1 protein-coding gene is annotated in these 1,458 nt (G+C 62.8%); it reads right to left on the bottom strand.

All coding sequences use genetic code 11. The annotated features are described in order from the left end of the window. Nucleotides 1–13 precede the first annotated feature (13 nt). Entirely contained in the window at nt 14–1,330 is a 1,317-nt protein-coding gene (locus tag ACZ6ZO_RS12820) for an ISL3 family transposase (protein ID WP_465293086.1), read from the bottom strand. Nucleotides 1,331–1,458: the final 128 nt, after the last annotated feature.

Raw genomic sequence — 1,458 nt, 5'->3', positions numbered from 1 at the left:
GGCTCTTCCGGTTTTAGAGTGCGTTGATCTTGGTGTGCAGCTGTCCGGAGTGGATCAAGGATCGCAAGATGTAGTGCCCGAGGTTCTTGAACCCCAGAGCGATGCCGCGCAGATGCTCCAGGCGCCCGTTGATCGCCTCGACGGGCCCGTTGGACGCGCCGATATCGAAATACGCCAGCACGTCCTTCTGGCGCCGGTACAGCGTGTTTCCCAGCTGCTTAATCTCCTCTAACCCCTTCGGCATCGTCGATGAACGCAGCGTGCTGATCACCTTCCGCATCAGCTTCTTGCCCTCGGCTTTCTTCGGGTGCTGATAGGCGGCGATGATCTGCTGATACACCGACCACGTCACCTCCAAAGCCACGTAGTCTTCGTCGGTGGCCCACAGTTGCTCGAGTCGCCGATGCTGTCGATCAGTGAGGAAGTCAATCCTGGTCAACAGGGTTTTCCGGTTCTTATACAACGGATCGTTTTTCTTGCCCCGCCGCCCGGTGGTCATCCGCTGCAGGCGCTGCCGGCACACGGTCAACTTGTCGGCGGCCAGGTGCACCACGTGAAAGGGATCCATCACCGCCTGCGCCCGCGGCAGGGCCTGTTTGGTGGCGGTGGCGTAGCCGGCAAACCCATCCATCGTGACAACCTCGACCCGGTCGCGAAAGCCCTGCCCACGCTGGCTGAGCCAATCGCTCAGTACCGCGGCGCTACGACCCGGGACCATGTCCAGCAACCGGGCCGGTCCGGCGCCGTCGATGACGGGGGTGATGTCGACGAGCACGGTGACGAACGAGTCCGGCTCACCGGCCCGGTGGGTGTGCTTCCACACGTGCTCGTCCACGCCCAGCACGCGTACCCCGGCAAGGTGGCCGGGGTCGTCGTAGACCAGGTGCCGACAGGCATCCAGGGCGAGGTCGTTGACCAAGTCCCAGCCCAAGCCCAGGGCTTTGGCGGTGGCGGAGATACTCATTTTGTCGATCGCCAACCGTTGCAGAATCCAGCGGGTCACCCGGCGAGTGACGGTGCGCCCGCGTTCGGCGCAGGCCAGTTCGCCCTGGTAGATCCGCTGGGCACAGGACTGATTCAGGCACAGGAACCGCGGCACGCGTACCTGCAGTCTGGTGGGGAAGCCGACGACGGGAAGATCGGTCAGCCGGCGCACGACGTGATCACGCAGCCGCCCTGTGTGTCCGCAGCCCGGGCACTTGTCGCAGGAGTCGATGGGACGAGCACTGATGACCGTGAACTCGCCGGCATCCGCGGCATCGGTGATCATTAATCCCAGCTCTGCGGTGCGGCAAATGGTGTCGGCGACGAGGTTGAACGTAGGCTGCATTGTAGGGTCCTGGTTCGGTCAGATGGTTGTGTGGTAACTCTCATCTTGTACCGGCCAGGGCCCCTATATGTTGTGCCACCCCGACATATCACTTCCCGCTAATTACGCACTCCAGATCCGGATGAGCC

It is taken from the genome of Corynebacterium sp. NPDC104732 (assembly GCF_055583565.1).
Note: the sequence above shows the minus strand (reverse complement) of the source record. Positions and strands in the feature narration are given on the sequence as shown.

Bases quoted from the DNA above. Each gene is read 5' to 3' on its own strand.
- ACZ6ZO_RS12820 (WP_465293086.1), bottom strand. From the start codon at position 1,330: ATGCAGCCTACGTTCAACCTCGTCGCCGACACCATTTGCCGCACCGCA.